The sequence below is a fragment of the Streptomyces sp. O3 genome, from assembly GCF_054788135.1.
Genome location: NZ_JBTVYK010000114.1, coordinates 1 through 3,558 on the forward strand (window position 1 = coordinate 1; position 3,558 = coordinate 3,558).

The following is a 3,558-nucleotide window of genomic DNA, read 5'->3' on the forward strand; positions in this document are numbered from 1 at the left end:
TTCTTGCTGGTCAGAGGCACTTTTCGCTTACCTGACCATCCGTCGGACAGTCCACCTCGTGAAAGCGCGAGGCTAGATGAGGCGTGCAACGCAGCACAGCGAGCCATACTGTCCGGCCGCATCGTGCCCTCGAATCACTGGCGTGCGCTGGAAGTCGTCAAGGCCGTGGAGCGCCGACAGCTCCCGGAGGCATCAGACCTGCGGGAGGCGTACCAGGGATTAAAGGCACTTCCGAGCGGGGGCTAGCGGGGCCGTTCTCGACGCTGCGGCCTAGGAATCAAAGGCGGCGAAAATCCTTGGGACGACTGGGCGAACGCCACCCCGAGCACCCCTCGCCGGCTGAGATACTCGCCTTTCTTTCGAAGGTGCCCCGGAAACGCAGAAAACCCCCGACGGTCCGAACCCACAGCGGGGCCGGTCCATCGGGGGTCGAGCACCCCGTAACGTTACGGGGAGGTCATCGTGTGCCGCAGTTCCGGGGGTGGCCGTCGAGACGTACGCGGCCCGGCAACCGAGGTTCGCCGGATGCATCAGCGGGCCGGACGATTGGCAGGCTGCGCCGGAATCGGTAGGCGACGAATCCAGGGCGGGCCGGTGCGTCCGAGGGTTCCCAACCATTCGGGCCTAGGACAACGCGGATAGGTGTCATCACGTCCGCCCGTAGGCATCGAATAGTTCGTCTAGTAGCGGCGGCCATTTCTCAGGGTCGTGCAGTCCATCAGATAGCTTTTCGAACAGTGCCCTATCGGTCTTGGCGTCGCGCCCGAGTGCAGCACCAGCGGCAGTAAATGCAGCGTACGCGCGCGACCACTTCTCACAGCGTCGAGAACACCAGGGCCTACGACCCCGGCCGTCACGCCGCAACCTTCGTACGCGGTAACACGTAACGCGCTTACATAGCGGAGCGTCAGACATTCGGCCCCACCTTTGCCTTACTCATCGATCACCCTTCAACGTTGAGGTGTGGTCACCAGTGCTGCCACATGTGCCGGTGCCGCTCGGCGAATTCGCGTGCCTCGGCCTCTAGGGCAGGATCGGGGAATGGCTCGGCGTGGTTGTGATTGCGTGCCCGCTCGAACGCCTCGGGTTCACCGTCGCATAGGCCATACAGCACGCCGAGGCGGCCGTATTGCAGATCCTCGGCCGATGGTCCGGAATCAACCGGCGCTGTCTTACGCCGCCTTGCCACCGCGCACCCCCCAGCGCGCCCGGTTCATTGCTCGGGCAGCAGCGGACGGGGAACCCTTACCCGGTGCCATATCCGCATCCTGTAGACCGAGGGCCCGGACGATGGCGAGGAACGACGTTTCAGCGGCGCGCAGTTCATTTAGCGAGGGGTTCGGGTAGAGGCCGCCTCGGATACCGCGCACGATTACGCCGCGATCCTTTACGTCTAGCTCTAGTCCCTCGATCTGATCGAGCACGCTGCACGCGCGTTCCAGGGTGACTAGCTCGTGTGCCTCTAGGTCGAATTCATCTAGAACAGCGCGGCGAAACTCGGCGCTCAGAGTTGCATTACTCATGGTGATTTCTCCGGTGGTCGGCGCATTCGCGCTGGCTACGTTGGGTTAACTGATCTGGGGTCTCCGGACGGATAGGGAGGGCTGCTATACGCTTGCGGTCCGGAAAGGGGCCTAAAGGGGGTCACCCCCCACCCCTTTAGCCACTCTGAGTGACGCTAGGCGCTGTCACCTTGCGTGATATTCACAGCGAATTCACAGCGAATCACAGTGCGAGCAGCGCAACACCAGGACAGCGAGCGGGGCCGGTGGTCCAGTGGGGCCGACCCCGCAACGCAAACCCTCAGACCATCCGAGAACTGACAATGCCGTCCGCCGAATAGTGGTTCTGGCGGTGCTGGTCGATATCCGCCTTTACCCGCTCGGCCGTCTCAATCGCCGTGGCGTTGATGTCCTCCATAGGCGCAGTCAGGAACTCGCCGGATAGGAATGGATCGGTCTCGCCAACCTGCCGAGAAATCGCGCTGATGGCCGTGGACAGGTCGGCCTGTAGCCAACCCTTACCGCTCAGCACTAGGTAACCCTGTGCGTCCTCGGGGATATCGAGTAGACCACCCATCGTCAGCTCATGCAGTACGGCATATCGGCGGCGCGTTTCACCGATAGCACCGGCCGCAGTCTTGAATGCCTCGGCGGCCCGCTTGCGCTGCTTGTTGAACTCGGCAATGACGGCCTTTCGGTACTTGCCGAGGAACACGCGATCCTTTAGCAGCGACTCGTAGGAAGCACGCGCCCGGTACAGGTCCCGCACGGTCTCCCGTAGCACCAGCGAGCACCCCTCTAGGGCCGCGTCAGCCTCGAATACGGCAGCAGCGGTAGCCGGTGCCTTGACACCCTTTCGCATCGCGTCAGCGTGCGCCTGAGCCGCCTTCTTCCGTGCGCCCTCAGCCTCGGTCTCTAGGTCATTCCAGCGGGTCTCTAGATCGTCGCAAGCGTTGCTTAGTTCCTGCACCTTTTCCCACCGCTCGGCGGCTAGGGCCGGAGCTAGGTCACAGTGCCACGGGTCGGCCGCCTGAATCTGTGCCTCGGCGGTCCAAATATGCTCGGGCCGCGATGCTCGGTTGACCTTGGCCTTTAGGGCCTTAATATCCCGCTCGTGCGGCTCGGCAATGTACTGGTCTAGGACTACGTAGTTCTTCGGGTCGGTCGTCATTTCTGGTTCCTCTCGGGTGGTGTGACTGTCAGCGGCGGGAAATGCGGGCGGCTAGTTCTTCGCCCTCGGCGCGCTGTAGGTACTTATCGCGGCGCTTTTCCCAAGCCTGCTGTTCTTCGGATGCTTCGAAAATGTCGTGGTCGGGGTCATCTGGGCTCGGTAGGCCAAAGGGCCAGGGTTCCGGGTCGTCGGCGCGGAACGTCAGTAGCTTCATCGCGCGCTCATCTCGCTCCCGTGCAGACTCATCCCATTCGCGGATTCCGGCTGCTGTGCGCTTTTCTCGCTCGCGCGCTGCCGCCTTTTCCGCGTAGTGGTCGGCGTAGGCGCTTCCGCCGCTATTGCGGCTCTGTGCCATCCGGCGAGACATGCCGTCGGCATACTTGCGGTCAGAGGTGGTCGAACCGCCCTGGCCGTCAATCTCTGCCCAACTCCAGGCAGTCATGGGGAATCCTTTCGGGTACGAAAAAGGCCCCCTCACGCGCTGTGTCTCGGCATAGACAACAGCGGGCAAGGGGGCCCGAGCGGTGAGCACTCCGCCGCGACATCGACGCGCGCGAGAGTTCAACTCACCGAAGAATGAGGGTGATTGCGGATGCCGCCGCAAGAGAGGAGTCCGGGGCACCACCCCGTAACGTTACGGGGTGCTATCGACGGCGACCGGTCGCAAGAGAGTACGACCGGCCGCACGCCAACAGGGAGGAAACCCGAGACTCCCGAAAGACGACCACAGACGCCCGTCACCCCTTACGAGGTGAGTCGGTTAAGCGGTCACGTATCAGAGATCGTGTGGCTTGCGCGGTCGCACTCTCTAGCCTCGATCTTTCGTGACGGTCCGTCGGTTTCTTCGGCGGGCCGTTTCGGTTGTTCGGGTCGGTGGCGGGCGCG

3 protein-coding genes are annotated in these 3,558 nt (G+C 63.0%); all 3 read right to left on the reverse strand.

Annotated elements, in window-relative coordinates:
• Window positions 1-1,172: 1,172 nt before the first annotated feature.
• The 3 genes from ACX6XY_RS29865 to ACX6XY_RS29875 all read right to left on the reverse strand — a co-directional run bounded on the left by ACX6XY_RS29865 (window position 1,173) and on the right by ACX6XY_RS29875 (window position 3,115).
• The gene (locus tag ACX6XY_RS29865; RefSeq protein WP_460337693.1) at window positions 1,173-1,523 is read right to left on the reverse strand and encodes a hypothetical protein; all 351 of its coding nucleotides are present in this window, start codon (window positions 1,521-1,523) and stop codon (window positions 1,173-1,175) included.
• A gap of 280 nt (window positions 1,524-1,803) precedes the next feature.
• Window positions 1,804-2,673, reverse strand: a complete 870-nt coding sequence (locus tag ACX6XY_RS29870; RefSeq protein WP_460337696.1) for a hypothetical protein — start codon at window positions 2,671-2,673, stop codon at window positions 1,804-1,806.
• A gap of 28 nt (window positions 2,674-2,701) precedes the next feature.
• Window positions 2,702-3,115, reverse strand: a complete 414-nt coding sequence (locus ACX6XY_RS29875; protein WP_460337699.1) for a hypothetical protein — start codon at window positions 3,113-3,115, stop codon at window positions 2,702-2,704.
• Between the last annotated feature and the right edge of the window lie 443 nt (window positions 3,116-3,558).